Here is a 25102-nt window from a genome sequence, read left to right on the forward strand (position 1 = left end):
GATTTTTCAAAGGCTTCTTTTTTACTGCTTAATTTTTACCATTACTTTAATCTGATAATGATCGAGTTCTTTTTTGTTATTTTTAAATTTGCCATTTACATTTAAGTATACTAACAGAACGGAATATTTTTGCGTCTCTATTTTTTGAGTGATTTTTTTACTTGAATTATATTCTTCTTTGAATTCATTATTTTTGTTGACAAATTCAATAATTTTTAATGGAATAATGTCTTTATTAATTTGTAAATCGACACCATAATCTTTTTCTGCAGATTTAATGGAATAGCTTTTGTCTTCAATTTCGACACAATTTTCACAATTAAAAGGAATGCCCTTGGATATTATAAAAACCATATCATATCCATGAATGTTTTCAACGGTATTCTCATTATTTTGATAGAAATAATAATTGAATGAGTTTCTGCTTTCATCTTTTCGGTCGTAAGGAGATCGATATTCATAACCCAAAGCTTTCATTATTTCAGAATCACTCGGAGATTTGTCTTTTTTAAGAAGTGTATTTAATTTGTTTTTGGAATAAGGGACCATAATTTCAACTCCATAGTTTTTTTCTAAAAATGAAACAATGCTGCTTAAATCTTTTTCCTGTTCAAATGTCAATTTCTTGCCTTCGGTTTTTTGCGTGTAAGATTCAAATCGGGATAACTGACTATGCTTCGAAATAGAATCAGCACTTTGCGGACCAATAATAGAAAATAATCCTGCCAGGCACATGCTAATAGGAATGAATTTTATTTCAGGTTGTTTATTAATTAAAAAGTAGGCAACAACTACGGTTAACCATATTGATAATAGTAATACATAATAGCGTTCATGTGTAAAGCCATAAAGATTGATTCGGTATAAAATGGCCCAAAAAAGCAACCCCAACAACGGAATTAATAAGAAATAGAACCATCGGTTAAAAGTTCGCATCCAGAGATTTCCGGTTTCAGTTGCAATTGGATGCACTAACAGAAAAGAAAGGATTCCGGAAATAGCAAATACCAGAACTAAATAAGAAACCCAGCCAACAGGTAACGAAAGTGTTACAAGGATTTTTGTTTCATAACAAATCAAAATTACCAAATAAAGACTTATTAATGGCAATAAAACATATTGAGTAAAGTTTTTAAGCCCTTTTGGGTAACTTAATACAAGAGGAATCTCTTCATTATTAGTCTCAGGGATGCCATTCAGAAAGAAAATTGTATTGAAAATTCCGGCAATGACAAAAAAGACATGTGCATAGATATTATTATAAAACTCAACTTTAAAAAGGTTGTCAACAGCTACTATTGCCAATGCCAATCCGCCATATAAAACACCGCTGTATAAAGCTGAGGTCAGAATTCTAAGAAAAAGCTGTTTGTTAAACTCCCAGAATTCTTCCTGATTGTAAACTTTTGGTAAAAAACCCGAAAAAGAAACCAGTAAGTGCAGTGCTATATTAAGTACAAAAAATTGCTGAAATTCCAGATCTGTTACTTTTTCTTTAAAACTAAAAACAAAGGCAACAACTAAACTGCCCAATAGCAAACTGGTTAAAAACCTGAGTATATTATTTTTTTTCGCTGCAATAAAAAAGAGACTGACCGATAGAAACAAAACCAGGCACAATGAACAACACATAATGAGTTTTACATATAATTTTTCCTTGGAATCAGTATCTTCTTCAGAAAGCAAAATAGCGAAAAGGGTTCCGCAAATAGCTGTTGTGGTTTCTAATGGAAATCTAAGTACTGTTCTTTGGATGGCTTTCAGTACATTTTGTAAGGAGGGAAGTCGGCTCATTTTTAGTCAGTTATTTTGTACTAAGGAAAGAAAATTGTAAGACATATACAAATAAATGCCTAACAGATCCGACAGGTTTTGAAATTGAAAGAAGATTTTTATTTTTTAAATTACTAAGTTTGATTATTAAATTAAAATTTATGAAAAATGAAATAATCTTCGGTTTGATTCTTTTCGGAAGTATAGCTTTTTCGCAAACAATCAAAAAACCTTTAGTTTCAGCAATCACAGATAAAGACCTTAGAGCAGATATGTATCAGATGGCTGGAGATCACTTTAATGGGCGTGAAGCAGGAACTTTAGATGAATTAAAAGTATCAATGTGGCTGGCTGATAAAGCAAAAGAAGCAGGAATGGCACCTGCAGGTGATGATGGAACTTACTTTCAGTTTTTTGATTTGTACAGGCATCAGGTTACGGCTAATACAAAATTTAAAATCGGACAAAAACAATATAAACTGTGGAGTGAAGTTCTGGTAGCAGAAACCACAAATACTAAAGTTGAAGCACCACTATTATATTTGGGTGCAGCGACAAAAGAAGAAATTGAAAAAACAGATGTTAAAGGAAAAGCTGTCGTAATTTTGGCTTCCAAGGAAGGAATATCAGATGAGATTTCTCTTTTTGACAGACGTTATCTGGGTTTGGTGAAACAAAAGTATTATGATTTATTATTATCAAAAGGCGCAGTTGCCCTTATACTTGTTGCCGATGATTTGGGCGAAAAAAGCTGGTCTCAGGTAGAGCCACAAATGATAAGAGGAGTTTACGGAATTGAAGGTTTTCGTGATAAAATACCAGTACCTCCAAGAATGCCTGCATTTTGGGTTCATAATGATCAGTTAGAATATTTAAAAACCACGAAAGACCTATTGTCTGCGGAAGTAGTTTCTGAAACGTATAAATATCCATCTGTAAATGTTGTTGGAAAAATAGAGGGAACAGATGCTAAGCTGAAAAGTGAATATGTGCTTTTTAGCGGACATCAGGATCATGATGGTGTAAGACAAAAATACGGACAGGATTCGATTTATAATGGAGCCGATGATAACGCAAGTACATGTGTGGCAATGCTCGCAATTGCAAGGGCATATAAAAAGCAACCCGGAAAAAGAACAGCATTATTTGTTTTTCATGGTTCTGAAGAACGTGGTTTGTTGGGATCAAGCTGGTATGCGGCACATCCGACTGTTCCTGAAAAAGACATAGTTGCCGTTTTAAATGGTGATATGATCGGAAGAAATGATGTAAATAAAGCAGCCTTGCTAGGTTCAAGTTCTCCTCACGAAAACTCTTCGGATTTAGTTAATATCGCTAAAAGAGCAAATGATGAAGGCCCTAAATTTGATTTGGATAAACTTTGGGACAGACCCGAGCATCCGGAATATTTTTACTTCCGTTCAGATCATTTGCCTTATGCACGCAAGGGAATTCCGTCTGTGTTTTTCACAAGTGTCTTACACAGCCAATACCACACGCCAATGGATGAAGCCGAAAATATTGATTACGTAAAATTGCGTAAAATGACCGAATGGATGTATCGTACCGGCTGGATTTTATCTAATGATGCAAATCGTCCTAAAACGTTGCCAAATGTACAATTAGAGCGATAAAGAAAACTTTAAGGTTGTGTAATTAAAGAATAAAAATCCGTTTTTATCTGCGTTTTTACAAAGTAAATCAGTTAAATCTGCGTTGAATTAATACGCAGATTTAACTGATTCGCTATCGCGAAAACGCTAAAAAAAACAGATTTAAAATAATTTGAAAACGATCGAATCTACTGAAAATAAAAAGGCTTTCTAAAATTTTTAGAAAGCCTTTTTTTGATATGTATGTTTCAGATTGAATTACAATCCAAAAGCAGTTTTTACCTGGTCCACAAAATCAAGTTTTTCCCATGTGAATAACTCAACAGTTACTGTTTTTTCATTTCCTCCCGGAGCAGAAAAAGTTTTAGTTACAGTTTCCGGTTTACGTCCCATGTGTCCGTAAGCAGCAGTTTCGCTGTAAATTGGGTTTCTTAATTTTAAACGTTGCTCAATAAAGTAAGGACGCATATCAAAGATAGCTTCTACTTTTTTGGCAATTTCACCGTTAGTTAAGTTTACTTTGGAAGTTCCGTAAGTATCAATAAAAATACCCATTGGCTGAGCAACTCCAATTGCATAAGAAACCTGTACTAAGATCTCGTCAGCAACTCCTGCAGCTACTAAGTTTTTAGCGATATGACGTGTTGCATACGCAGCACTTCTGTCTACTTTACTTGGATCTTTTCCGGAGAAAGCACCACCACCGTGAGCACCTTTTCCACCGTAAGTATCAACAATGATTTTTCTTCCTGTTAAACCAGTATCTCCGTGAGGTCCTCCAATTACGAATTTTCCTGTTGGGTTGATATGGTAGTTGATTTTATCATTGAATAAATGCGCGTGAGTTGGATTTTTAGCAATGATTCTTGGAATCAAAATTTCGATAATGTCTTTTTTGATTTTAGCCAGCATTGTAGCTTCTTCATCAAAATCATCGTGTTGAGTCGAGATCACAATTGCGTCAATACGAGTTGGTTTGTTGTCATCGCTATATTCTAAAGTTACCTGAGATTTAGCATCAGGGCGTAAATAAGTGATTTCTTTGTTTTCGCGTCTTAAGATTGCTAATTCCTGCAATAATTTATGAGACAAATCAAGTGCCAATGGCATATAGTTTTCAGTTTCGTTAGTTGCGTAACCAAACATCATTCCCTGATCACCTGCTCCTTGCTCTTCCGGCTTAGCTCTGTCAACACCTTGATTAATATCTGCAGATTGTTCGTGAATTGCTGAAAGAATTCCACAAGAATTTGCTTCAAACATATATTCGCTTTTTGTGTAACCGATTTTACGGATTACTTCACGAGCGATTTGCTGAACATCAAGATACGTATTCGATTTTACTTCACCAGCTAAAATTACCTGACCAGTTGTAACTAAAGTTTCACAAGCTACTTTTGAGTCAGCATCAAATGCCAAAAAGTTATCAATTAATGCATCCGAAATTTGATCTGCAACTTTGTCCGGATGCCCTTCACTAACAGATTCTGACGTAAATAAATAAGCCATAATAATTTTTTAAATTAAAATTAAGCGAGGAAAATAATTGCTGAAAAGGCTAAAGGAGAATTCCTGCTTTAGCATTTTTTACTACTGAAATTAAATCTTCAGCATTCATAATGAACCGTTTCATTATGAAGAGGTTGCAATCAGTTCAAATTTTTCCTCTGTATTCGCGTGCAAAGGTATGAAACCATTTTGATTTGCAAATTAAAGTTTACTTTTTTTTAATTATATAAGTAGAAATTTAACATATCATAGTAATTTGATGGGGTAATAGAAATAATTTATCTTTTTATTTGGCTGTTCAGAAAAAAGTTCGCAAATTTGTCAAATCAAAATAAAAGAAAACATGAAATTAATCGCAAAAAAGATGTCTTGTATGATGCCGGAAACTTCCGCAGAGATACTATTGTAGATTTTTCAAAATATATTAATAGAACCTCTGCTGCTGCGGAGGTTTTTTTTTGGAATAAAGTCAGAATAAGAAAAACGGTCAGATTACCATTTAAACCCTAATAAATAAACCAAAATAAGATGAAAAAAACTCTAATAATAATTTTAGGATTAGCCACATTCTCCGGATTATATGCTCAGGATAATAAAACAGAAAATGATACTTTAAAAAATAATGAATTGTCTGAAGTGACAATAGTGGGTTCAAGAAGTAAAAACAGGGTAAAAACTGATGTACCGGTTCCTGTGGATGTATTTAATATTTCAGAAATAACAAAAGGGGCACCGCAAACGAGTGTTACTCAAATTTTGAATTATGTTGCGCCATCATTTACAAGTAATCCAACCTCTACTGCTGACGGAACAGATCACGTTGATCCTGCTCAGTTAAGAGGTTTGGGGCCGGATCAGGTTTTGATTCTGGTTAATGGGAAACGCAGGCATACAAGTGCATTGGTAAATATAAACGGATCACCGGGAAGGGGTTCTGTTGGTACTGATCTAAATGCAATTCCGTCATTTGCAATCGAGAGAATCGAAGTCCTGCGTGATGGTGCTGCTGCACAATATGGTTCTGATGCCATAGCAGGTGTAATAAATATTGTTCTGAAAAAGAATGCAAAATATATTTCGGGAGATATTCAGTATGGAGCGAATTTATCTTCGGGATCTAATAATTTTGAAGGCGGAAGCGATGGAGAATCACTACAATTAAATTTAAACTACGGAACATCTTTGGGTAAAGAAGGCAGTTTTTTAAACGTTACAGGAAGTGCCGTTACAAGACAGGCAACAAGCAGGGCGGGAATTAGAAGTAATGGGATTTTTAATGCTTATAATGCTGTCGAATACAGAGCGGCTCAGGATGGAGTAGCAGTGAATTCTTTATTCAGTAACATTAATACAACCCCAAATTCTGCTCAAATTATCAGCACTTTGCAGCAATATGCGCCAGAAGTTGGTTATTTTACAACAGCTCAGCAAAATGCAATTTCTTCAGCAACATCCATTTCTCAAATGCAAACAGCATTAAATTTTGATGTTACCAATAACGAAATCAATTACAGAGGCCAGAAAAGAAGTGACTATAATATGAGTGTCGGTCAGTCGGAATTGGCCACGGGACAATTGTATTATAATGCTAAATACCCTTTGAGTGATGTTACGTCTGTGTATTCTTTTGGTGGAGTTTCATTCAGAAACGGAAAATCGTATGCTTTCAACAGACTGCCGAATGGTTCCGGAACTTTCACGCAAGTATATGAAAATGGTTTTTTACCGGAAATAGAATCTGATATATTGGATGCTTCTGCAGCAGTAGGAGTTACAACTCAACTATTTGGTTTTGATACTGATATCAGTTCTAACCTTGGATCAAATTCTTTTAAATATGGTGTAAACAATACTATAAATGCAACTTTGGGAGTAAATTCACCATCTAGTTTCGATGCAGGTAAAGTTTCATTTTTACAAAGTACAACCAATTTAGATTTAACTAAAAAGTTTGATGTTTTGCAAGGTTTGAATGTTGCTTTTGGTGGGGAATTCAGATATGAAAATTATCAGATTAAAGCCGGAGAAGAAGCTTCTTACGGATTATATGATGTAAACGGAGATTTTGTTTCCGGGACTTTGCCAACAACTTCACCGTTAATTGTGACTGATTTTTTCGGAAACAAACGTGGAGCAGGGGCGCAGGGATTCTCAGGATTTCAGTCTGCTGATGCTAAAGAAAAAGACAGAAAAAGTGTTGCTGCTTATGTAGATTTAGAATTAAACCCAACAGAGAACTGGCTTTTAAACGGAGCAGCACGTTTTGAAAATTATTCGGATTTTGGAAATACAGTAACCTTTAAATTAGCTTCTCTTTTAAAATTAAATGATTTTATTAATTGGAGAGTTTCCGGGCAGACAGGTTTTAGGGCGCCATCATTGCAACAAAAATATTTCGAAACAAGTTCTACTCAATTTATTAATGGTTCGCCATATCAGGTAGGCTATTTTACAAATGACTCTCAGGCCGCTAAAAGTATTGGTGTAGAAAATTTAAAACCGGAGAAATCCAAAAGTGTCAGCACAGGTTTTACATTCAAAATACCATCGGCTAATATTACGATTTCTACAGACGCATATTTTACAAGAATTGACGACAGAGTTGTATTAACCGGTCAGTATTCAAGACCGACAGACGCACAAATTGGCGGTGCAACATCACCTGAACAAGCAGAAGCATTAACATTGTTTCAGGAAGCATTTGATTTAAAAGGTGTAGAAAGAGCTTCATTCTGGACAAACGGAATCAACTCAGAAACAAAAGGTATAGATGTGGTAATTTCTCAAAAATATGATGTTATAGAAGGTTTTACAATTAGAAATGATTTTGCTGTAAGTTATAACGAAACACACAGAGTTGGCGATTTAAATGTTCCGCAGTCTATTATTGATGCGGGTGGAGAACCTTTTAAATATTCATTTTTTCCTGAGTCAAGCCGGGTATATCTGGAAGAAGCAATTCCAAAATTGAAAGCCAATTTAGCAACCACTTTTAATATTAAGAAACTGGACATTTATTTAAGAAACAGTTATTTCGGCAAAGTGACAGATCCCGGAGCAACAGATGTAAACTTAGACGGATCTTCTTCTGTGTACGAACATCCAGAGTACAGCGCAAAAATTGTTACCGATTTGTCTTTAGGATATCAGATCAATGAAAAATTCAGAGTTACGCTTGGAGTTAATAATATAGGAGACGTTTATCCGGACAGAAACAATCCTTCAACCCCTGCATTCACCAATACAACTCCAACATTGTCTCCTGCGCCGAGTACAGATTTAACAAACGCAAATCAGTTTGCGTATTCGAGAGCTGTTTCACAATTCGGATTAAACGGAAGATTTGGTTTTGCCCGTTTGAGCTTTAAATTTTAAATGAGTGTCAGGCTGAGCGTAGTCGAAGCCCTTTCCGGTAAAAAGCCTTCGACTAAGTTTATTCTGAGTGAAGCCGAAGACCCTTCGAAGCAAAAAAGCCTTCGACTACGCTCAGGATGACAATTATTTTTAAAATAAAAATCTTTTAAATGTTAAAAAATATTTTCTTCTAGGTAGTTAAAAAATAATTAGTATATTTACTCTATCAAATTAGTAGAATTTAAAACAGCTCAAAGAATTTTTAAATTAATACAATTTTATAAAAATGAAAACAATAGAAAATAAAATGATGATGTGCTGTATGATGCGTATGTGTTGCATACCAATTTGCTATTGCCAAAAGTAGAAAGATTCAATCTTTGTTATAGTTAAAACTATAAGCCCTTTTGGTAGCCATCCGAAAGGGCTTTTTTTCTCTCAATACTTAAAATTATAAAATTATGAAAACACTATATAGAATAATAAGAACAATCGTTTCAAAAAGCACAAACAGTTTATTTCAAAATCAAAAAGTGAAACTGAATATATTAAAAGGCGGATTACATACTGAAGAGCTAAATTCATTGCTTTCACAAATGTATTCAGCTGAAAACGAAAATCTTTTCATCTAAAAAAATCAATCCTATTATAACGAATTAATAATATTTAAAACTAAGAAATCATGAGCACACAAAAATTTGCAACAAACGCACTACACGCAGGACACGATGTTACTAAAAATGGAGGAACCAGAGCGGTACCAATTTACCAGACATCATCATATGTATTTAATAATTCAGATCATGCTGCCAATTTATTTGGTTTGGCTGAGGCTGGATTTATTTATACCCGATTAAATAATCCGACAAACGATATTTTAGAACAGCGGCTGGCATCGCTTGAGGGTGGAATTGGAGCTGTAGTTACTGCTTCGGGAGCATCGGCAATTTCGACAACTTTATTGACGCTGCTAAAAGCCGGCGATCATATTGTGGCTTCAAATAGTTTGTATGGCGGAACCTATAATTTGTTAAAAGTAACTTTGCCTCGTTTAGGCATTACCACCACTTTTGTTGATCCTTCGAAAGCTGAAAATTTCACCAAAGCGGCAAAAGAAAATACAAGAGCTTTCTTTGTGGAGTCTTTAGGGAATCCAAAATTAGATGTGTTGGATTTGAAAGCCATTTCGGCGGAAGCCAAAAACTTCAAAGTGCCTTTTATTGTAGACAATACAGTAGCTACACCTTATTTATTGAACCCAATTAAATATGGAGCTGATATTGTGATTCATTCTTTGACAAAATATATTGCAGGAAACGGAACTTCATTAGGAGGTGTTGTTATCGATGCAGGAACTTTTGACTGGTCGAATGGAAAATTCCCGGAATTTACAGAACCTTCTGCAGGATATCACGGTTTGGTATATCACGAAGCTTTAGGAAATGCAGCTTTCATAGCAAAAATCAGAATTGAAGGTTTACGTGATTTTGGTTCAGCTTTGAGTCCGTTTAATGCCTTTCAAATCATTCAGGGACTGGAAACATTGCCAATTAGAATCCGAAAACACAGCGAAAATGCTTTGGCTTTAGCCGAATGGTTAGAAAAACAAGATCAGGTAGTCTGGGTAAACTATCCGGGATTAAAATCGAATAAATATTATGATTTAGCAAAAGAATATTTATCCGAAGGACAAAGCGGAATTATCACTTTTGGATTGCAGGGCGGTTTTGAAGCAGCTAAAAAAGTAGCAGATGAAACTAAATTATTCTCTCTTTTGGCCAACATTGGAGATACCAAATCACTTATAATTCATCCGGCAAGTACAACACATCAACAATTGACAGATGAAGAGCAATTGGAGACCGGAGTTTCAAAAGATTTAATTCGACTTTCTGTCGGAATCGAAGATATAGATGACTTAATTGCTGATTTGAAAGCTGTTTTCGCGAGCGTTACCCAATCACAATATAGTATTAATAAGAATTAGGTTTTTTTGTTTTTTGTTAGAAAAATTGCCTTTAGTAGTCTGAATTTTACTAGAGGTAATTTTTTACGAAATGAGGGTTTAACAGAAAACTATCTCTGAAATATGGTTATCAACAGATAGATTTTAAAGATAAAACGTTTTTGGAATTTATTTAAAAAATTAAAAATTATGTCAAAGCTAAAAATAAACATTATCCTTTTCGGAATTGGAAATATCGGAAGCACTTTAATCAATCAGATTATCGAGAGTCAGGAGTTTTTTTTACAAAACAAAAATATCGATTTTCATTTTCCGGTTATTACCAATTCTACACTGGCTTTTTTCGAGAAAGAAGGCGTTGGATATGCTTGGGAGACTAATTTTGTGCAATTGGCGGTACCTTTTAAAGTAGAGGATATTATTGAATTTGCCAAAGAAAATGAATTTGAAAATTTAATTGCAGTTGATGCAACCGCAAGCGATGAACTGATTGGGCACTATAATACCTTAATTCAAAATGGATTTAATATTGTAGCGGTAAATAAAAAAGCCAATACACTGCCTATTGACCTTTATAAAGAAATACGTTCAAATCTTAAGAAGTATGATAAAGAATTCTTGTATGAAACATCGGTAGACACAGGAATTCCGGTATTGCAGACACTTAGGGATTTATATAATTCAGGAGAAAAAATTACTAAAATACGAGGTGTTTTGTCTGATAATTTAAGTTATGTATTTAATCGGTTTTCATCTGAAGACACTTCTTTCTCTGTCGTTTTAAAAGATGCCAGCTTGTCCGGATTAATGCGTTCTACCTTTTTGGAGGATTTGTCGGGGAATGATACTGCAAGGAAATTGCTGATTCTAACCAGGGAAATAGGTAAGGATTTTGATTTTTCGGATATAAAAATTAATTCTTTGATTAAAGAAGAGCATCTGGAAAAAAATGGGATACCGAATAAGGAATATCTGGATAAGGCATTCAAAATTGCCAAAATCACTCAGGCTGACAATCATGTTTTAAGATATATAGGAGAATTTGATGTCCTGAAAAATAAATTAGAAGTAAAACTGGTTTCAGAACCCATTAATTCGGCGATAGGACAATTAAAAGGTTCCGATACGATTTTTGAAATCTATACACAATCTTATGCAGACGTTCCCATTGTAATTCAAAGTGCAGCACGCGGGAAAGAAGCAATTTCGCGAGGAATTATTACAGATATATTGAAAGTTGCAGAAAAAATTAAAAATAAAGAAGCAGTTTGGCTTTAAATAGCTCCGGCCAGATTGAATAGAATGAAGATTGTTCTTTGATAAACTGATTTGTGGAGGTAATTTTAAAGTTTAAAAATCATATTTTGTAAGTTTTTACCTTATTTTTATTGAGTAAAACCTTTAAAAATGTTCAAACTGATAAAAATGTAAGTTTTTGTTGTTTTTTTCGTGTTAATTTATTGGTTTTCATTTGTGTAATTAAAAAAATAATTGCATATTTGTTAAATCCAAAAACAACGTAGAAATGATGTTTAATTCCTATAAGATGAGTTATGCCGTTTCGGATAAAACCGTTGGGATGTTTATTGCTTAAGATTGTAAAAACAATATTTATATAGCAAAGCCTCCCACTAATTTTGGAAGGCTTTTTAAATTTATACCAAATGCAGAATTTTTTTAAAATAACAAATAAGTCACAGATGAATAATTCCCTACAGATGAACCAAATGTTCAATGTCGCATTTATTTGCGTATGCGTCTGTTGATTCCAAAAGTATATATGAGTTTGAAAAACTTAAACCCTTTTGGTATCTTAATCCAAAAGGGTTTTTTTTATTTCATCAGGTAATTACAAAACAATAATAAGATAAAAAATAAACAAACTAAAACTGAAATATTATGAGCACACTAAACTATTTATCAAAAGCATATTTAACATTGAAAAGCATAAGGGCTAAAAGAAATATCCCACCGCCGCCAAACGAATTGATCCATCCAAGATTCGGAATAACGGAAACAGATAAAAAAGCCGAAAAAAAAGAACCAAACTCTCTATTATTTTTGATGTATTCTAAAGAAAATGAAACGCTTTTTATTTAATCAAAGCATTTCAAATGGGTAAATCCTGCTTAAATTTACTGGGCAATTTGTTCGGTAATTTTTTGCGTACAATAGTTTTTAGTTGTGTTACAGTTAATAAACAGAATAATCTATTCAGATAAATTTGTTTGTTTAAGAAAATAGTAGTTAATTTGCACCTTTAAGTTCAAAAACGTATTGAAATGTTATAAAGAAAGGACGAGGGATTAGACCCGATGAATCCTTAGCAACCCTTCGGTAAAGCGAAGAAGGTGCTGCATTCTACCACGCCAAACGTGGAAAGATAACAACAAGAATTTTTCTAGTTTCACTCTAGACTTTCTTTCTAATATTTCCAGATACAAATCATATAATACAACAGATTTGACATTGGAAAATATACCAAGCCCTATTAATATACAAAATTTCACCACAGAAAATGGTGCATTATACCGTACGTTACCCTTAAGTTTTACCTTTTTTGGTTTACCTTTACATAGCGCACCTGTCGTTTTGGTGAATCATGCCCTTACCGGAAATTCACAGGTTACAGGCGAAAATGGCTGGTGGAACGACTTAATTGGAGAAGGAAAGACAATCGATACCGGGAAGTATACGATATTATCCTTTAATGTTCCCGGCAACGGAATTGATTCGTTTGTTATTGAAAATTACCAGGATTTTACTACCAGGGATATCGCCCGTATTTTTTTGAAAGGAATTGAAATTTTAAAAATCGAACAGCTTTACGCCATTATCGGAGGTTCAGTTGGTGGAGGAATAGCATGGGAAATGTTGGCTCTTGAACCTAATATCACTGAGAACTTAATTCCTATAGCAACCGATTGGAAATCGACAGACTGGATGATTGCCAATTGTTTTTTACAGGAACAAATCCTGAATAATTCGTCAAAACCAATTGAAGATGCCAGAATACATGCTATGTTATGTTATAGATCTCCAGAATCATTCAAAGAAAAATTTCAACGTACCGTCAATGAAGACCTTTCTATTTTTAATATAGAAAGCTGGCTATTGCACCACGGAGAAAAATTGCAAAAGAGATATCAATTGGCATCTTATAAATTGATGAATCAATTGCTTAAAACGATTGATATTACAAGAAACAGAGAGAGTTTTGAAACTTTAATGTCGAAAACAAATGCGAATATCCACATTATCGGAATTAATTCAGATTTATTTTTTACGCCAAAAGAAAATCAGGAAACCTTTCAGGAATTAAAAAAGTTTAAAGAAAATGTTTTTTACAGCGAAATAAATTCGATACACGGACATGACGCTTTTTTAATAGAGTACAAACAATTAGATCATTTACTTGCCGATATTTTTAAGGCAGAAACAATAAAAAAATAAAATGAAAATATTAAAATTTGGAGGTAAATCGTTATCAAACGGAGAAGGGCTTAATAAAGTAGTCTCTATCATTACAGAGAAAGTAAACCAAGGCGAAAAAATTGCGGTAGTAGTTTCGGCAAGAGGAAACGCTACAGATGAATTAGAATATATTTTAAAAATTGCCGCTAAAAACGGGGATTATAAACGACTACTAGAAAATTTTAAAACCTACCAAATTTCAGATTATCCAACAGTTGATTTGTCTGAGGAGTTTATTATTCTGGATAAATTGTTTGAAGGAGTTAGTCTGATTGGCGATTACAGCAATAAAATTAAAGATCAGATTTTATCTAAAGGGGAATTGCTTTCGGCTAAATTATTAACCGCTATTTTAATTGAAAAAGGAATTCCTGCCAATTTTGCCGACACAAGAGAATTAATAAAAACCGACTCTAAATTTGGTGATGCACAGCCTTTGGAACAACTCTCCAGGAAAAACGTTATCAATTACTTCAAAGAGCATAATGGCTCAACTGTTAATGTTGTTACTGGTTTTATTGGTTCGAATAACAACAATGACACAACAACTTTAGGAAGAAACGGCAGTAATTATACGGCTTCGTTAATTGCTAATTATTTAAATGCAGAAGAATTACAAAACTTTACACACGTCGACGGAATCTATACGGCAAATCCTGATTTAGTTGCTGATGCTAAAAAAATAGAATTTTTATCATTTAATGAAGCAAATGAATTAGCGAATTTTGGTGCTACTATTTTGCATGCCAAAACGATTATTCCTTTATTGGAAAAAAATATTCCACTAAGGATTCTAAATACTTTCAATCATGAAAATCGCGGAACATTAATAACATCTGATACTGCAAAAGAAGGAATCAAAACACTTTCGGTTCTTGAAAATGTTTCGCTTTTGAATCTTGAAGGTCGCGGATTGCTTGGGAAAGCAGGAGTTGATGCCCGAATTTTCAAAGTAATGGGTGATCATAATATCAGTGTAAGTATTATTTCGCAAGGTTCTTCAGAAAGAGGAATCGGGCTTGTTGTCGCCACCGATAAAGCTACAACAGCAATGGTTGAATTGGAGAAAGAATTCGAAAATGATTTTTATTCCAAAGATGTAAATCAAATCACGGTGACAGACAATGTTTCGGTAATTTCGATTATCGGACAGGATCTGAGTACTTTCCATAAACCATACACTGCATTAATCAAAAACAAAATTGTTCCAATATTATTTAACAACACGGTTACAGGTAAAAACGTGAGTTTGGTGGTTAAAAAATCAGAACTTAACAAAGCCTTAAATGTAATTCACGGAGAGATTTTTGGAGTTTCCAAAAAAATCAATATTGCGATTTTTGGACATGGATTAGTTGGCGGAACGTTGATCAATCAAATTTTAGAATCGGCAGCTGCTATCGAAAAACGTAAGGATATTAAACTGAATGTTTTTGCAATTGCAAATTCTAAAAAACTGATTTTAAATAATAATGGCGTAACCTCTGACTGGAAAAATGAAATTCAGAACAAAGGACTTGATTATACCATCAAGGATATTATTGAGTATGCAGATAAGTACCATTTAGAGAATTTAATTGCGATTGATAATACGGCAAGTGCTTCATTTATAGAAAATTATATTCCGCTTGCGGAAAGTAGTTTCGATTTGATTTCTTCTAATAAAGTGGCTAATACTTTGAGTTATGGTTTTTATAAGGAACTAAGAAAAGTTCTGGCTGAAAACCAGAAGAATTATTTGTACGAAACGAATGTTGGTGCGGGATTACCATTAATTGATACTATAAAATTACTGCATCTTTCAGGTGAAAATATCACTAAAATAAAAGGGGTATTCTCAGGAACGTTGAGTTATTTATTCAATAATTTCTCTGCAAAAGATGTTCCGTTTAGTGAAATTTTGAAAGAAGCAATTGATAATGGATACACAGAACCGGATCCGCGTGAAGATTTATGCGGAAACGATGTTGGAAGAAAATTATTGATTTTAGCGAGAGAATTAGATTTGCAGAATGAATTTGAAGAAATTTCAATTCAGAATTTAATTCCGGAACATTTACGTGAAGGAAATGTTTCAGATTTCTTAACCAAACTAAAAGAATTCGACCCGATTTATGACAAAATAAAAGCGGAACAAAAACCAAATCACGTATTAAGATACATTGGTGAATTGTCCGGTGATTTGCAAAACGATAAAGGGAATCTTGAAGTGAAATTAGTTTCAGTACCATCAGACACAGCATTGGGTGGATTGAAAGGTTCAGATTCTTTCTTCGAAATTTACACAGAATCTTACGGAGACCGACCAATTGTAATTCAGGGTGCCGGAGCCGGTTCTGCGGTAACAGCCAGGGGAGTTTTCGGAGATATTTTGAGGTTGTCAGATAAAGGGTAAGAATTTTAGATTGCAGATTTTAGAGTTTAGATTCAAACAAAAAGCAAAAAAATGAAAATAACATTAGACAGAGTAAACGAAAACTTCCATTTTCAATTAAAAAATGAACGTGGACATATAGTAAATGTAGATGCCAGACCTGATTTTGGAGGAAATGATATGGGACCAAGTCCTATGGAATTAGTGTTAATGGGCGTAGCAGGCTGCAGCGGAATTGATATGATTTCGATTCTAAAAAAACAACGTCAGGAAATTACTTCTTTCAAAGCTGAGGTCGAAGGCGAACGTGTACAGGTAGGAGAAGCAAAACCATTCAAAAATATTTATGTGGTTTTTTCTTTGGAAGGAAATATTAAAGAAGATAAAGCGGCAAAAGCTGCGCAATTATCATTCGAAAAATATTGCTCAGTTTCTAAAACAGTAGAACCAACAGCAACAATACATTACAAAGTAATTTTGAATGGAGTGGAATTAGAAAAATAAAATAATTAGAAAATTAATCAATTAAAGTATGAGATAATTCTCAGACTTGTTATTAAATAATAAAAATTCGCATCATATTTCTTAGTCTATCTCTGAGTTTTTTTGCGAGTCTTTGTGAAATTTTAAAAACAACGAATTAGTGCCAATTGATGCAATTCGTGTTAAACAAAAAACAAAATGAACGAACAAGAATTTGGTTTTGAAACTCAAGCCATCAGAACACATTTAGAAAAAACACAATTTCAGGAACATTCAACCCCTTTGTATTTATCATCAAGTTTTGTATTTGAAGATGCAGAGGACATGAGAGCGTCTTTCACTGAAGAAAAAGTACGTAATATTTACTCTCGTTTCAGTAATCCGAACACAACAGAGTTTGTAGATAAAGTTTGTGCTATGGAAGGAGCAGAGGCAGGTTATGCTTTTGCAACCGGAATGGCGGCTATTTATTCGACTTTTGCAGCTTTGTTGGATTCAGGTGATCATATTGTGTCTGCGGGAAGCGTTTTTGGATCGACTCATGCGTTGTTTATGACTTATTTTCCGAAATGGAAGATTGAAACAACCTATTTTGATATCAATAAACCGGAAACGATAGAAAGTTGTATTAAACCAAATACTAAAATTTTATATGCTGAAACACCTACAAATCCGGGTGTAGATGTTATTGATTTAGAATTGTTGGGTCAAATAGCGAAGAAACACAATTTGATTTTGATAATTGATAATTGTTTCGCAACGCCATACATTCAGCAGCCAATTAAATACGGAGCACATTTGGTAGTTCACTCGGCAACAAAATTAATGGACGGACAAGGCCGTGTTTTAGGCGGTGTTGCTGTTGGAGATGCGGAGTTAATTCGTAAAATATACTTGTTTTCAAGAAATACAGGTCCGGCAATGTCACCATTTAATGCATGGGTTTTGTCAAAAAGCTTAGAAACTTTGGCTGTTCGTGTTGATAAACATTGTGAAAATGCATTGAAAGTAGCTGAGTTTTTAGAAAGTCATCCGAATGTAAATAGTGTGAAATATCCATTCTTGAAGTCACATCCAAAATATGAAATTGCCAAAAAACAAATGCTTTTAGGAGGTAATATTATTGCATTTGAAATTAAAGGCGGTATTGAAGCAGGAAGAAAATTCCTGGACAAGATTAAATTGTGTTCGCTTTCGGCAAATATTGGGGACGTTAAAACTATTGTGACACATCCGGCATCAACAACACACAGTAAATTGTCTGTTGAAGAAAAGCTAGCTGTTGGAATTACCGAAGGTTTAGTACGTGTTTCCGTAGGTTTGGAAACTGTAAAAGATGTAATTGCTGATTTAGAGCAGGCGCTTTCTTAAAAATATTTTAGATTTTAGAAATCTAAAATGATATAAATAACGATTTTTGACTGTAAATTTATTACTGTTAAAAATCGTTATTTTATTTTGTAATTGCAAAAGTAAAAAGGATATTTTTGTCAAGAAAAAGTCAAAAGATTATAAACTGAACCAATTATAACATGAGTGAATCGACCTATATTGTAGAAGAAGGATTATTAGCTTCTAACGGACAACGTTTTTTAAATTATATTGTCGATTATGCTTTTACATATACTTTTTCGTATGTATTTGGACTGATTTTACCTCTTTTTATCAATGTTTTGGATTCTATTGGTTTAACAGGATTTGGATTTTGGGTTTATAATGCAGGCAATATAACATGGTTTTTTGTTGGTATAGCAATGACTATGATTTATTATATTTTGATGGAAGGTTTTTTCGGAAGATCTTTAGGTAAGTTAATGACCGGAACAATTGTTGTAAATGAAAATGGTTTAAAACCTGGTTTTGGAACAATTTTTAAAAGAACTTTATGTCGCTCAATTCCTTTTGATGCTTTTTCTTTTTTAGGAAGCTCAGGCATTGGCTGGCATGATTCTATTTCTGACACTTATGTAGTTAATAAACAAGGTTTGGAAGAAGATATAAAAATGTTTCATGAGTTTAACTTAATTGGAGTTCAGGAAACAGAATCATAAAATAAAAGGAATAGGATCGTTTTTTATTCTTTTGTAATTCTTCAATCAAAAAGTATATTTTTGTTATTAACTAAAAATATTAATAACCATAAACAAAACCAATTGCACATGAGTAACTCTACTTACATTCTCGATGATAAATTATTAGCTTCTAACGGAAGTCGTTTCTTAAATTATATTTTAGATCTGGCAGCTTTTGTATTAATATTGATTCTAATTGGCTTTGTACTCGGAATTTTTATCGGATTATTTGGAATGACCGGTATAAGTCTTTGGATTAGCAGTATGGGTGATTTAGGCTGGAATTGCGTTATTATAGTTATTTCGATTGTATATTATACTTTAATGGAAGGTTTTTTCGGGAGATCGCTCGGAAAGTTTATTACCGGAACTATAGTAGTAGATGAAAACGGGGAAAAACCTGATTTTGGAACAATTTTTAAAAGAAGTTTGTGCAGGTTGATTCCTTTTGATGCATTCTCTTTTTTGGGAAGTTCAGGTAGAGGCTGGCATGATTCTATTTCTGACACTTATGTAGTCAATAAAAAAGCTTTAGATGAAGAAGTAAGAATGTTTCATGAATTTAAACTAATCGGAGTTCAGGATACAAACGACTAAACTATATCAATTTAGTAGAATATACTCATTCATTTTGTTATTATTCTCGTCCAAAAAGTATATTTTTGTTGCAGAAAAATATGCAGATTACTGCTTTTAGTCAGAAATCTAAAATCTAAATATATAAAAAGTGCTTTCAAAGAAAACAAAATACGGAATTAAAGCTTTAACATTTTTGGCCAGACGCGAGAATAACGAGCCTGTACAAATTGCTGAAATTGCTAAAAGTGAACATATTTCGATTAAATTTCTGGAAAGTATTTTGTTATTGCTCCGAAATTCAGGTTTTCTGGGAGCTAAAAAAGGAAAAGGCGGAGGCTATTATCTAATCAAAGATCCTAAAGATATCAGTATGGCCAAAGTATACCGTATTCTTGAAGGCCCAATTGCATTGCTTCCGTGCGCAAGCCACAATTTTTACGAAAAATGTGATGATTGTGATAATGAAGCGACTTGTGCAGCCCGTCGTTTAATGACTGAGGTTCGTGATAATACACTTAAGATATTAGAAAGCAACTCACTTGCTGATATTGCTTTTTAAAGCACTTTTTCTCGAATAATCAACCAAAATAAGAACGACCATTTCGTTGAGAAAACTCATTGAAATGGTCGTTTTGATATCAAGAATCTTTGTGTAATATTTTTTAAGAATAATATAAAAGATTTAAAAAACCAATTTGTAACCTACCATAAACAGCATTACGGCAATGGCATTTCTAAGGAATAAATCAGGAACTTTTCCGCTTAACATACTGCCTATGTAAATTCCCGGAAGAGACCCTAGCAATAACTGTCCCAGTAAAGCCAAATCTAAATTTCCCATTGAGGCATGTCCTATTCCTGCAACAAGAGTCAAAGGTACAGCGTGGGCAATTTCAGTTCCAACCAACCTTGGCGTAGGTAAAATTGGGTAAAGGAAAAATAAAGTGACAGTTCCTAAAGCTCCTGCTCCAATCGAAGTCAGTGTTACAGTGGCTCCTAATAAAACACCAATCGCAACTGTTAGCATATTTTGAGTTTTGCTCTCGTAATGAAATCTGTCTCCGGCATGTTTTTGAGAAAATATCATAATTCTCTTTTTAAACAAGACAGCAATAGAAGTAAATAGTAAAGCCCAGCCTAAACTGTATTTAATTATAGCGTTCATGGCAGTAATATCTGTTTTGATACTTTCCAGTATCCATAACGTTATTAAAGCAGCGGGAACGCTACCCAGAGAAAGCCAGCCTGTAATTGTCCAATTAATATTCTTTTTTTTGTTGTGGACATATACACCGCCTATTTTGGTAAAAGCGGCATACAATAAATCGGTACCAACGGCAGTAGTAGGAGGAATACCAAACCATAACAGGATAGGTGTCATCAGTGAACCACCTCCCACACCGGTCATTCCTACCACAAAACCAACGAATAAACCTGCAATTATAAGCCCTATTTGGAAATCCATAAATAAAAAATTTTGCCAAAAATAACAACTAATTTATAATAATCCTATCGATCTTGTAGACTATATGTGAAATATTTTATAAATGTGTGTTAAGTATTTGCAATTTAGCTTTTTAATGATTTTGATATTTTTTCGATATCATTGATTTTATACAAAAAATGTAAGTTTTATTTTAATTGTTTGAAATTCAGCTCTTTTTTAAAATATTTTTTTAAATATTGTTTTGTTATTTGCAAATAAATACTAATTTTGCACAGTAATCTACTAAGCCGATAGGGTAATGGATTAAAAAGAAATATTTGAAAATAAAAATATGGGAAAAGGATTAAAAGCAGGCTCAGTGGAAATAAAGAATGAAGTGTCTTTAAAAGAAAGATTGTGGGTTATAATTCCGGTAGTTTTATTAGTCGGTCTAATAACGACACTTGTTTACAATCATCATGCTGAATTTTCCTGGAACGGATTTATTAGTGGATTTAATCAGGAGTTTTTAGTGTTTTTCTTTATAGGTGTTTTTGCACAACTGGTTGATGGAACTTTGGGAATGGGGTATGGAGCAACTTCAACATCTTTTTTATTAGCTTATGGAGTGCCGCCGGTAATTAGTAGTACCGGAGTTCACGTAGCTGAAATGTTTACAACAGGAGCATCGGCAATCTCACATCATAAGTTTGGGAATATAAATAAAAAATTAGTTAGAAACTTATTAATACCAGGTGTTTTAGGTTCTGTAATAGGAGCTTATTTGTTGTCGGATGTTATTAATGGAGATGTTATAAAACCATTTATTGCAGTTTACATGATCGTTTTGGCATGTATTATTATTAAAAAAGCATTGGCAAAAAACATCGTTAAAAAGAAAACCAAAAAGTTAGGAGTTCTGGCAACTTTTGGAGGTTTTATGGATGCTGTAGGAGGTGGAGGCTGGGGGCCAATTGTAACTTCAACATTATTAGGCCGTGGCAGAAACCCTCGTTATACTATTGGTTCTGTAAATGCAGCAGAGTTTGCAGTTTCATTCGCAAGTGGAATTACGTTTATGCTTTTTGGAGGAATTGCCGGATGGCAAATCATTATCGGATTGATTTTAGGAGGCGTTATGGCTGCTCCGTTGGCTGCATTTTTGGTTAATAAAATAAAAAGAAAGCCAATGATGATCGCGGTAGGGATATTAATTATCATTTTGAGTTTAAAAACATTATCTAAATTATTATAATATTATTTAGAGACAGGAAATATGAGTGCAACAATTATAAATACTTTATTAGATAAAACAAAAGATCTTTCTCTTGAAGAAACACTTTCATTTTTAGCTAATGAATATCAGGACAAAGTGATTTTTTCTACATCATTTGGACAGGAAGATCAGGTAATTACTGATTTTATTTTTAAGAATGATATTGCAATTAAGGTGTTTACTTTAGATACCGGAAGGTTATTCCAGGAAACGTATGATGTTTTTCATAAGACATTAAAAAAATATAAAAAACAGATTGAGGTATATTTTCCGGAAGCAACAGCGGTTGAAAATTTACTGAAAGAAAAAGGACCAAATAGCTTTTATGATTCGGTTGAGAACAGAAAAGAATGTTGTTTTATTCGAAAAGTAGTTCCATTAAGAAAAGCTTTGGCAGGAAATGCAGTTTGGATTACGGGTTTAAGAGCAGAACAATCAGAGAACAGAAACGATTTACAATTGTTTGAATACGATGGCGGTTTTGACATTATAAAATTCAATCCATTATTAAAATGGACTTTAGAAGAAGTTGAAGATTATTTAAAAGAGTATAATGTGCCACAAAATGTATTGCATAAAAAAGGTTTTGTAAGTATTGGATGTGCGCCTTGTACAAGAGCAATTTTTCCGGGAGAAGATATAAGAGCCGGAAGATGGTGGTGGGAGTCGAGTCATAAAGAATGTGGTTTGCATAGCGCGAAGAAAGAGTAGAGAGAATAGAACAAAGAATAGAGAGAATAGAATAAAGAATATAGATTTAAAGTAGCGTCGGGTTTCAACCGATGGAGTATGAGAAATTTATATTGTAGCAACGGATTTTAATCCGTTTGAATAAAGTTAGGTTAAGCTGTTTCTAAAAAACAGACATTGAATAAAATATCAAATAAAATATCAAAAATGAGTTCAGTATTAAAAACAAATGCTTTAGAAAGCGAAGCGATATATATCTTTAGAGAAGTTGTTTCTCAATTTGACAAGCCAGTATTGCTTTTCTCCGGAGGAAAAGATTCTATAACATTAGTGCGTTTGGCACAAAAGGCATTTTTCCCTGCAAAAATTCCTTTTCCATTATTACACGTTGATACGGGACATAATTTTCCTGAAACAATTGCTTTCAGAGACAAATTAGTTGAAGAATTAGGATTAGAGTTAATTGTTCGTAATGTTCAGGATGCTATTGATGAAGGAAAAGTAGTGGAAGAAACTGGTAAATATTCCAGTAGAAACAGCTTGCAGACGATTACGCTTTTAGATGCAATCGAAGAATTCAAATTTGATGCTTGTATTGGCGGAGCGCGTCGTGATGAGGAAAAAGCAAGAGCTAAAGAGCGTATTTTTTCAGTTCGTGATGATTTTGGTCAATGGGATGAAAAAAACCAACGTCCTGAATTATTTGATATTTTGAATGGTAAAATTGAAAATGGTCAAAACGTTCGTGTTTTCCCAATTTCAAACTGGACAGAATTAGATGTTTGGAGTTATATCGAAAAAGAACACATCGAAATTCCATCAATTTATTTTTCTCACAAACGTAAAGTTTTCTTGAGAGATGGTATGATTTGGTCACATTCTCCTTTTGTATATCAGGAAGAAGATGAACAAATTGAAGAAAGAATTGTTCGTTTCAGAACCGTAGGGGATATGAGCTGTACAGCAGCAGTTGATTCTTATGCAGCAACTATTCAGGAAGTGGTTGGCGAAATCAGATCTTCTACAATTTCCGAAAGAGGTGCCAGAATTGACGACAAACGTTCTGAAGCCGCAATGGAGAAAAGAAAACAACAAGGATATTTCTAATTGACAATTGTTAATTATCAATTATTAATTAAAAAGTAAAAGTCAAAAAAACATACAGATTTATAAGTTTCAAAGAAAAACCTGAAACTTTAAACCTGAAACAAAATATACAGAATGGAAGTTTTAAAAATAGCAACAGCAGGAAGTGTAGATGACGGAAAAAGTACTTTGATCGGAAGATTATTGTATGATACAAAATCATTGACTACAGATAAAATTGAAGCAATCGAAAAAAGCAGTAAGCAAAAAGGATACGATTATCTTGATTTCTCATTGGCAACTGATGGTTTGGTAGCAGAAAGAGAACAAGGAATTACGATTGACGTAGCGCATATTTATTTTTCGACTGCAAAGAAAAGTTACATTATTGCAGATACTCCGGGTCACGTAGAATATACAAGAAACATGGTTACCGGAGCTTCGACTTCTCAGGTTTCAATCATTTTAATTGATGCCAGAAAAGGCGTTATCGAGCAAACGTACCGTCACTTTTTCATCAATAATTTACTGAGAGTAAAAGAGGTAATCGTTGCGATCAACAAAATGGATTTAGTAGATTATTCTGAGGAAGTATACAATAAAATTAAAGCTGATTTTCAGGCTTTAAATGCTAAAAGCACTTTCAAAGAGCAAAACGTAAGTTATATTCCGTTAAGTGCAATCAATGGTGGAAACGTAGTGGACAAATCTGAAAACATGAAATGGTATGATGGACAAACTGTTTTAGAACATTTAGAAGCATTGCATTCTTCTGATGTTTTTGAAACAGGGAAAGCCCGTTTCCCGGTTCAGACGGTTATTCGTCCAAAAACTGAAGAATATCATGATTTTAGAGGTTACGCAGGGAAATTATACGGAAACTCAATTAAAGTTGGGGATGCCGTAACTGTTTTGCCTTCTTTAACCGAATCAAAAGTTACAAACATTCACTTTTTCGATAAGGAATATGATGAAGCTGTTGCAGGCTCTTCAATTACAATCGAATTAGAAAATGATATCAATGTTACAAGAGGTGATATGATTGTAAAATCGTCAGAGCTTCCAAAAATTGAAAAAGATATTGAGACTACTATTTGTTGGATGGACAGCAAAAAATTGGTTCCAGGAACTAAATATTTTGTACAACACAATACAAACAGAGTTTTAGCAAAAATAGAAAGCGTTAAAAATACAATTGCTACTGATTATTCCGGAACAACTCCGGCTTCACAATTAGCAATTAATGAAATTGGAGAAGTAAGCATCAAATTAAGCAAGGCTTTATACTTTGATTCTTATAACGAAAATAAATCAAACGGAGCTTTTATCTTAATTGATGCAGCAACAAATACAACAGCAGGAGTTGGATTCATAAAATAATATTCTGCTATAAGCTTTAAGCTATAGGCTTTGAGCAAAAAAAATAC

The 25102-nt window shown here is 33.5% G+C and carries 20 protein-coding genes and 1 riboswitch; of the genes, 17 read left to right on the plus strand and 3 right to left on the minus strand.

The genetic code is table 11. The features are described 5' to 3' along the window. Nucleotides 1-21: 21 nt before the first annotated feature. A complete protein-coding gene (locus PMI10_RS04315; protein WP_007804907.1) occupies nucleotides 22-1794 on the minus strand; it encodes a DUF4153 domain-containing protein in 1773 nt (590 codons plus the stop codon). A 140-nt stretch (nucleotides 1795-1934) separates the two neighbouring features. Between PMI10_RS04315 and PMI10_RS04320 the strand changes: the two genes are divergently transcribed. Next, nucleotides 1935-3407, plus strand: a complete 1473-nt coding sequence (locus PMI10_RS04320) for a M28 family metallopeptidase (RefSeq protein WP_007804908.1) — start codon at nucleotides 1935-1937, stop codon at nucleotides 3405-3407. A gap of 237 nt (nucleotides 3408-3644) precedes the next feature. On the opposite strand, the gene metK is transcribed toward PMI10_RS04320, so the two are convergent. Continuing rightward, complete coding sequence (gene metK, locus PMI10_RS04325; RefSeq protein WP_007804911.1) at nucleotides 3645-4895, minus strand: methionine adenosyltransferase; 1251 nt, start codon at nucleotides 4893-4895, stop codon at nucleotides 3645-3647. A 528-nt stretch (nucleotides 4896-5423) separates the two neighbouring features. On the opposite strand from metK, the gene PMI10_RS04335 reads away from it, so the two are divergent. The 12 genes from PMI10_RS04335 (at nucleotide 5424) to PMI10_RS04385 (ending at nucleotide 19756) form a co-directional block, all read left to right on the plus strand. After that, a complete protein-coding gene (locus PMI10_RS04335) occupies nucleotides 5424-8270 on the plus strand; it encodes a TonB-dependent receptor plug domain-containing protein (RefSeq protein WP_007804912.1) in 2847 nt (948 codons plus the stop codon). A 440-nt stretch (nucleotides 8271-8710) separates the two neighbouring features. Beyond that, nucleotides 8711-8881: a hypothetical protein gene (locus tag PMI10_RS22000; RefSeq protein ID WP_007804915.1), complete on the plus strand. Its 171-nt coding sequence runs from the start codon at nucleotides 8711-8713 to the stop codon at nucleotides 8879-8881. Nucleotides 8882-8931: 50 nt separating this feature from the next. Further along, complete coding sequence (locus tag PMI10_RS04340) at nucleotides 8932-10236, plus strand: O-acetylhomoserine aminocarboxypropyltransferase/cysteine synthase family protein (protein WP_007804918.1); 1305 nt, start codon at nucleotides 8932-8934, stop codon at nucleotides 10234-10236. Nucleotides 10237-10404: 168 nt separating this feature from the next. Continuing rightward, nucleotides 10405-11493, plus strand: a complete 1089-nt coding sequence (locus tag PMI10_RS04345) for an aspartokinase (protein WP_007804920.1) — start codon at nucleotides 10405-10407, stop codon at nucleotides 11491-11493. Between the two features lie 621 nt (nucleotides 11494-12114). Further along, nucleotides 12115-12315, plus strand: a complete 201-nt coding sequence (locus PMI10_RS04350; protein ID WP_007804922.1) for a hypothetical protein — start codon at nucleotides 12115-12117, stop codon at nucleotides 12313-12315. A 182-nt stretch (nucleotides 12316-12497) separates the two neighbouring features. Continuing rightward, a riboswitch (SAM riboswitch) is annotated at nucleotides 12498-12605 on the plus strand. A gap of 73 nt (nucleotides 12606-12678) precedes the next feature. Continuing rightward, nucleotides 12679-13668 (plus strand): alpha/beta fold hydrolase, encoded by a 990-nt coding sequence (locus PMI10_RS04355; protein ID WP_007804924.1) that lies wholly within the window; start codon nucleotides 12679-12681, stop codon nucleotides 13666-13668. Between the two features lies 1 nt (nucleotide 13669). Beyond that, nucleotides 13670-16084, plus strand: a complete 2415-nt coding sequence (thrA, locus tag PMI10_RS04360; protein ID WP_007804927.1) for a bifunctional aspartate kinase/homoserine dehydrogenase I — start codon at nucleotides 13670-13672, stop codon at nucleotides 16082-16084. 51 nt (nucleotides 16085-16135) lie between these two features. Beyond that, complete coding sequence (locus tag PMI10_RS04365) at nucleotides 16136-16567, plus strand: OsmC family protein (RefSeq protein ID WP_007804928.1); 432 nt, start codon at nucleotides 16136-16138, stop codon at nucleotides 16565-16567. Nucleotides 16568-16744: 177 nt separating this feature from the next. Next, complete coding sequence (locus PMI10_RS04370; RefSeq protein WP_007804930.1) at nucleotides 16745-17917, plus strand: trans-sulfuration enzyme family protein; 1173 nt, start codon at nucleotides 16745-16747, stop codon at nucleotides 17915-17917. A gap of 161 nt (nucleotides 17918-18078) precedes the next feature. Then, entirely contained in the window at nucleotides 18079-18597 is a 519-nt protein-coding gene (locus PMI10_RS04375) for an RDD family protein (RefSeq protein ID WP_007804932.1), read from the plus strand. Between the two features lie 108 nt (nucleotides 18598-18705). Then, on the plus strand, nucleotides 18706-19215 hold the full coding sequence (locus PMI10_RS04380; RefSeq protein ID WP_007804934.1) for an RDD family protein: 510 nt from the start codon (nucleotides 18706-18708) through the stop codon (nucleotides 19213-19215). A gap of 130 nt (nucleotides 19216-19345) precedes the next feature. After that, entirely contained in the window at nucleotides 19346-19756 is a 411-nt protein-coding gene (locus PMI10_RS04385; protein ID WP_007804936.1) for an RrF2 family transcriptional regulator, read from the plus strand. Between the two features lie 123 nt (nucleotides 19757-19879). On the opposite strand, the gene PMI10_RS04390 is transcribed toward PMI10_RS04385, so the two are convergent. Then, entirely contained in the window at nucleotides 19880-20662 is a 783-nt protein-coding gene (locus tag PMI10_RS04390) for a sulfite exporter TauE/SafE family protein (protein WP_007804939.1), read from the minus strand. 313 nt (nucleotides 20663-20975) lie between these two features. Between PMI10_RS04390 and PMI10_RS04395 the strand changes: the two genes are divergently transcribed. The 4 genes from PMI10_RS04395 (at nucleotide 20976) to PMI10_RS04410 (ending at nucleotide 25055) form a co-directional block, all read left to right on the plus strand. Next, the gene (locus tag PMI10_RS04395; protein WP_007804942.1) at nucleotides 20976-21878 is read left to right on the plus strand and encodes a sulfite exporter TauE/SafE family protein; all 903 of its coding nucleotides are present in this window, start codon (nucleotides 20976-20978) and stop codon (nucleotides 21876-21878) included. Between the two features lie 21 nt (nucleotides 21879-21899). Further along, nucleotides 21900-22610 (plus strand): phosphoadenylyl-sulfate reductase, encoded by a 711-nt coding sequence (locus tag PMI10_RS04400; RefSeq protein WP_007804943.1) that lies wholly within the window; start codon nucleotides 21900-21902, stop codon nucleotides 22608-22610. Between the two features lie 186 nt (nucleotides 22611-22796). Continuing rightward, nucleotides 22797-23696, plus strand: a complete 900-nt coding sequence (cysD, locus tag PMI10_RS04405; RefSeq protein ID WP_007804947.1) for a sulfate adenylyltransferase subunit CysD — start codon at nucleotides 22797-22799, stop codon at nucleotides 23694-23696. A 114-nt stretch (nucleotides 23697-23810) separates the two neighbouring features. Further along, the gene (locus PMI10_RS04410; protein ID WP_007804950.1) at nucleotides 23811-25055 is read left to right on the plus strand and encodes a sulfate adenylyltransferase subunit 1; all 1245 of its coding nucleotides are present in this window, start codon (nucleotides 23811-23813) and stop codon (nucleotides 25053-25055) included. The last annotated feature ends 47 nt before the right edge of the window (nucleotides 25056-25102 follow it).

Origin of the sequence: Flavobacterium sp. CF136 (assembly GCF_000282055.1) — a bacterium.
Classification (GTDB): Bacteria; Bacteroidota; Bacteroidia; order Flavobacteriales; family Flavobacteriaceae; genus Flavobacterium.

What these genes read in the sequence shown, in the direction of transcription:
- PMI10_RS04370 (WP_007804930.1), top strand. Translation starts at nt 16,745, where the DNA reads ATGAACGAACAAGAATTTGGTTTTGAAACTCAAGCCATCAGAACACAT.
- PMI10_RS04320 (WP_007804908.1), top strand. Translation starts at nt 1,935, where the DNA reads ATGAAAAATGAAATAATCTTCGGTTTGATTCTTTTCGGAAGTATAGCT.
- PMI10_RS04345 (WP_007804920.1), top strand. Translation starts at nt 10,405, where the DNA reads ATGTCAAAGCTAAAAATAAACATTATCCTTTTCGGAATTGGAAATATC.
- PMI10_RS04380 (WP_007804934.1), top strand. Translation starts at nt 18,706, where the DNA reads ATGAGTAACTCTACTTACATTCTCGATGATAAATTATTAGCTTCTAAC.
- PMI10_RS04335 (WP_007804912.1), top strand. Translation starts at nt 5,424, where the DNA reads ATGAAAAAAACTCTAATAATAATTTTAGGATTAGCCACATTCTCCGGA.
- PMI10_RS04350 (WP_007804922.1), top strand. Translation starts at nt 12,115, where the DNA reads ATGAGCACACTAAACTATTTATCAAAAGCATATTTAACATTGAAAAGC.
- PMI10_RS04400 (WP_007804943.1), top strand. Translation starts at nt 21,900, where the DNA reads ATGAGTGCAACAATTATAAATACTTTATTAGATAAAACAAAAGATCTT.
- metK (WP_007804911.1), bottom strand. Translation starts at nt 4,895, where the DNA reads ATGGCTTATTTATTTACGTCAGAATCTGTTAGTGAAGGGCATCCGGAC.
- PMI10_RS04390 (WP_007804939.1), bottom strand. Translation starts at nt 20,662, where the DNA reads ATGGATTTCCAAATAGGGCTTATAATTGCAGGTTTATTCGTTGGTTTT.
- cysD (WP_007804947.1), top strand. Translation starts at nt 22,797, where the DNA reads ATGAGTTCAGTATTAAAAACAAATGCTTTAGAAAGCGAAGCGATATAT.
- PMI10_RS04315 (WP_007804907.1), bottom strand. Translation starts at nt 1,794, where the DNA reads ATGAGCCGACTTCCCTCCTTACAAAATGTACTGAAAGCCATCCAAAGA.
- PMI10_RS04410 (WP_007804950.1), top strand. Translation starts at nt 23,811, where the DNA reads ATGGAAGTTTTAAAAATAGCAACAGCAGGAAGTGTAGATGACGGAAAA.
- PMI10_RS04375 (WP_007804932.1), top strand. Translation starts at nt 18,079, where the DNA reads ATGAGTGAATCGACCTATATTGTAGAAGAAGGATTATTAGCTTCTAAC.
- PMI10_RS22000 (WP_007804915.1), top strand. Translation starts at nt 8,711, where the DNA reads ATGAAAACACTATATAGAATAATAAGAACAATCGTTTCAAAAAGCACA.
- PMI10_RS04395 (WP_007804942.1), top strand. Translation starts at nt 20,976, where the DNA reads ATGGGAAAAGGATTAAAAGCAGGCTCAGTGGAAATAAAGAATGAAGTG.
- thrA (WP_007804927.1), top strand. Translation starts at nt 13,670, where the DNA reads ATGAAAATATTAAAATTTGGAGGTAAATCGTTATCAAACGGAGAAGGG.
- PMI10_RS04365 (WP_007804928.1), top strand. Translation starts at nt 16,136, where the DNA reads ATGAAAATAACATTAGACAGAGTAAACGAAAACTTCCATTTTCAATTA.
- PMI10_RS04340 (WP_007804918.1), top strand. Translation starts at nt 8,932, where the DNA reads ATGAGCACACAAAAATTTGCAACAAACGCACTACACGCAGGACACGAT.